This window comes from Streptococcus sp. 3167 (genome assembly GCF_013277175.1).
GTDB classification, from domain to species: Bacteria; Bacillota; Bacilli; order Lactobacillales; family Streptococcaceae; genus Streptococcus; species Streptococcus pseudopneumoniae.
Map to the genome: position 1 here is coordinate 1 of NZ_VMML01000004.1, position 4,811 is coordinate 4,811.

General features: G+C 50.6%; 2 tRNA genes and 3 rRNA genes. All 5 read right to left on the bottom strand.

The features are described from left to right. Positions 1–63: 63 nt before the first annotated feature. Positions 64–136 (bottom strand) — tRNA-Val (locus HT678_RS00415). A 4-nt stretch (positions 137–140) separates the two neighbouring features. Then, a 5S ribosomal RNA gene (gene rrf, locus HT678_RS00420) occupies positions 141–256 on the bottom strand. 76 nt (positions 257–332) lie between these two features. After that, positions 333–3,234 (bottom strand): 23S ribosomal RNA (locus tag HT678_RS00425). Positions 3,235–3,358: 124 nt separating this feature from the next. Beyond that, positions 3,359–3,431 (bottom strand) — tRNA-Ala (locus tag HT678_RS00430). 51 nt (positions 3,432–3,482) lie between these two features. Continuing rightward, positions 3,483–4,811, bottom strand: a 16S ribosomal RNA gene (locus HT678_RS00435); the annotation flags it as partial.

Consider the following 4,811-nt stretch of genomic DNA (forward strand, 5'->3'; position numbering starts at 1 on the left):
AACCGAACTCGCGACAACAGCTTGGAAGGCTGTAGTTTTACCACTAAACTACACCCGCTAAAATGGGAGTTAACGGGATCGAACCGCTGACCCTCTGCTTGTAAGGCAGATGCTCTCCCAGCTGAGCTAAACTCCCTAGAGCTAAGCGACTTCCCTATCTCACAGGGGGCAACCCCCAACTACTTCCGGCGTTCTAGGGCTTAACTTCTGTGTTCGGCATGGGTACAGGTGTATCTCCTAGGCTATCGTCACTTAACTCTGAGTAATACCTACTCAAAATTGAATATCTATTCAAACCAAGAAAACCGTTCGCTTTCGTATTCTCAGTTACTTTGGATAAGTCCTCGAGCTATTAGTATTAGTCCGCTACATGTGTCGCCACACTTCCACTTCTAACCTATCTACCTGATCATCTCTCAGGGCTCTTACTGATATAAAATCATGGGAAATCTCATCTTGAGGTGGGTTTCACACTTAGATGCTTTCAGCGTTTATCCCTTCCCTACATAGCTACCCAGCGATGCCTTTGGCAAGACAACTGGTACACCAGCGGTAAGTCCACTCTGGTCCTCTCGTACTAGGAGCAGATCCTCTCAAATTTCCTACGCCCGCGACGGATAGGGACCGAACTGTCTCACGACGTTCTGAACCCAGCTCGCGTGCCGCTTTAATGGGCGAACAGCCCAACCCTTGGGACCGACTACAGCCCCAGGATGCGACGAGCCGACATCGAGGTGCCAAACCTCCCCGTCGATGTGAACTCTTGGGGGAGATAAGCCTGTTATCCCCAGGGTAGCTTTTATCCGTTGAGCGATGGCCCTTCCATACGGAACCACCGGATCACTAAGCCCGACTTTCGTCCCTGCTCGAGTTGTAGCTCTCGCAGTCAAGCTCCCTTATACCTTTACACTCTGCGAATGATTTCCAACCATTCTGAGGGAACCTTTGGGCGCCTCCGTTACCTTTTAGGAGGCGACCGCCCCAGTCAAACTGCCCGTCAGACACTGTCTCCGATAGGGATCACCTATCTGGGTTAGAGTGGCCATAACACAAGGGTAGTATCCCAACAGCGTCTCCTTCGAAACTGGCGTCCCGATCTCGTAGACTCCTACCTATCCTGTACATGTGGTACAGACACTCAATATCAAACTGCAGTAAAGCTCCATGGGGTCTTTCCGTCCTGTCGCGGGTAACCTGCATCTTCACAGGTACTAAAATTTCACCGAGTCTCTCGTTGAGACAGTGCCCAAATCATTACGCCTTTCGTGCGGGTCGGAACTTACCCGACAAGGAATTTCGCTACCTTAGGACCGTTATAGTTACGGCCGCCGTTTACTGGGGCTTCAATTCATACCTTCGCTTGCGCTAAGCACTCCTCTTAACCTTCCAGCACCGGGCAGGCGTCACCCCCTATACATCATCTTACGATTTAGCAGAGAGCTGTGTTTTTGATAAACAGTTGCTTGGGCCTATTCACTGCGGCTGACTTAAAGTCAGCACCCCTTCTCCCGAAGTTACGGGGTCATTTTGCCGAGTTCCTTAACGAGAGTTCTCTCGCTCACCTGAGGCTACTCGCCTCGACTACCTGTGTCGGTTTGCGGTACGGGTAGAGTACGTTTAAACGCTAGAAGCTTTTCTTGGCAGTGTGACGTCACTAACTTCGCTACTAAACTTCGCTCCCCATCACAGCTCAATGTTATAGAATTAAGCATTTGACTCAATTCGCACCTCACTGCTTAGACAGACTCTTCCAATCGTCTGCTTTAGTTAGCCTACTGCGTCCCTCCATCACTACATACTCTAGTACAGGAATATCAACCTGTTGTCCATCGGATACACCTTTCGGTCTCTCCTTAGGTCCCGACTAACCCAGGGCGGACGAGCCTTCCCCTGGAAACCTTAGTCTTACGGTGGACAGGATTCTCACCTGTCTTTCGCTACTCATACCGGCATTCTCACTTCTATGCGTTCCAGCACTCCTCACGGTATACCTTCATCACACATAGAACGCTCTCCTACCATACCTATAAAGGTATCCACAGCTTCGGTAAATTGTTTTAGCCCCGGTACATTTTCGGCGCAGGGTCACTCGACTAGTGAGCTATTACGCACTCTTTGAATGAATAGCTGCTTCTAAGCTAACATCCTAGTTGTCTGTGCAACCCCACATCCTTTTCCACTTAACAATTATTTTGGGACCTTAGCTGGTGGTCTGGGCTGTTTCCCTTTCGACTACGGATCTTAGCACTCGCAGTCTGACTGCCGACCATAATTCTTTGGCATTCGGAGTTTATCTGAGATTGGTAATCCGGGATGGACCCCTCACCCAAACAGTGCTCTACCTCCAAGAATCTCTAATGTCGACGCTAGCCCTAAAGCTATTTCGGAGAGAACCAGCTATCTCCAAGTTCGTTTGGAATTTCTCCGCTACCCACAAGTCATCCAAGCACTTTTCAACGTGCCCTGGTTCGGTCCTCCAGTGCGTCTTACCGCACCTTCAACCTGCTCATGGGTAGGTCACATGGTTTCGGGTCTACGTCATGATACTAAGGCGCCCTATTCAGACTCGGTTTCCCTACGGCTCCGTCTCTTCAACTTAACCTCGCATCATAACGTAACTCGCCGGTTCATTCTACAAAAGGCACGCTCTCACCCATTAACGGGCTCGAACTTGTTGTAGGCACACGGTTTCAGGTTCTATTTCACTCCCCTCCCGGGGTGCTTTTCACCTTTCCCTCACGGTACTGGTTCACTATCGGTCACTAGGGAGTATTTAGGGTTGGGAGATGGTCCTCCCAGATTCCGACGGGATTTCACGTGTCCCGCCGTACTCAGGATACTGCTAGGTACAAAGACTATTTTAAATACGAGGCTATTACTCTCTTTGGCTGATCTTCCCAAATCATTCTTCTATAATCTTTGAGTCCACATTGCAGTCCTACAACCCCGAAGAGTAAACTCTTCGGTTTGCCCTCCTGCCGTTTCGCTCGCCGCTACTAAGGCAATCGCTTTTGCTTTCTCTTCCTGCAGCTACTTAGATGTTTCAGTTCACTGCGTCTTCCTCCTCACATCCTTAACAGATGCGGGTAACAGGTACTACCTGTTGGGTTCCCCCATTCGGAAATCCCTGGATCATCGCTTACTTACAGCTACCCAAGGCATATCGTCGTTTGTCACGTCCTTCTTCGGCTCCTAGTGCCAAGGCATCCACCGTGCGCCCTTATTAACTTAACCTTATTTTCTGACCTTTCAGTCATAAACTCTTATTAATACTACAGCGTTTTCGGTTTATTTTCTTGTTACTATTTGATATAGATATTCAATTTTCAATGTGCATTACTTGGTGATCTCTCACCAATGGAGCCTAGCGGGATCGAACCGCTGACCTCCTGCGTGCAAAGCAGGCGCTCTCCCAGCTGAGCTAAGGCCCCACAAGACCTCTCAAGACTAAACAAGACCAATGCGCAGTTCCTTATCCTTAGAAAGGAGGTGATCCAGCCGCACCTTCCGATACGGCTACCTTGTTACGACTTCACCCCAATCATCTATCCCACCTTAGGCGGCTGGCTCCTTACGGTTACCTCACCGACTTCGGGTGTTACAAACTCTCGTGGTGTGACGGGCGGTGTGTACAAGGCCCGGGAACGTATTCACCGCGGCGTGCTGATCCGCGATTACTAGCGATTCCGACTTCATGTAGGCGAGTTGCAGCCTACAATCCGAACTGAGACTGGCTTTAAGAGATTAGCTTGCCGTCACCGGCTTGCGACTCGTTGTACCAGCCATTGTAGCACGTGTGTAGCCCAGGTCATAAGGGGCATGATGATTTGACGTCATCCCCACCTTCCTCCGGTTTATTACCGGCAGTCTCGCTAGAGTGCCCAACTGAATGATGGCAACTAACAATAGGGGTTGCGCTCGTTGCGGGACTTAACCCAACATCTCACGACACGAGCTGACGACAACCATGCACCACCTGTCACCTCTGTCCCGAAGGAAAGCTCTATCTCTAGAGCGGTCAGAGGGATGTCAAGACCTGGTAAGGTTCTTCGCGTTGCTTCGAATTAAACCACATGCTCCACCGCTTGTGCGGGCCCCCGTCAATTCCTTTGAGTTTCAACCTTGCGGTCGTACTCCCCAGGCGGAGTGCTTAATGCGTTAGCTGCGGCACTAAACCCCGGAAAGGGTCTAACACCTAGCACTCATCGTTTACGGCGTGGACTACCAGGGTATCTAATCCTGTTTGCTCCCCACGCTTTCGAGCCTCAGCGTCAGTTACAAGCCAGAGAGCCGCTTTCGCCACCGGTGTTCCTCCATATATCTACGCATTTCACCGCTACACATGGAATTCCACTCTCCCCTCTTGCACTCAAGTTAAACAGTTTCCAAAGCCTACTATGGTTAAGCCACAGCCTTTAACTTCAGACTTATCTAGCCGCCTGCGCTCGCTTTACGCCCAATAAATCCGGACAACGCTCGGGACCTACGTATTACCGCGGCTGCTGGCACGTAGTTAGCCGTCCCTTTCTGGTAAGATACCGTCACAGTGTGAACTTTCCACTCTCACACTCGTTCTTCTCTTACAACAGAGCTTTACGATCCGAAAACCTTCTTCACTCACGCGGCGTTGCTCGGTCAGACTTCCGTCCATTGCCGAAGATTCCCTACTGCTGCCTCCCGTAGGAGTCTGGGCCGTGTCTCAGTCCCAGTGTGGCCGATCACCCTCTCAGGTCGGCTATGTATCGTCGCCTTGGTGAGCCGTTACCCCACCAACTAGCTAATACAACGCAGGTCCATCTGGTAGTGATGCA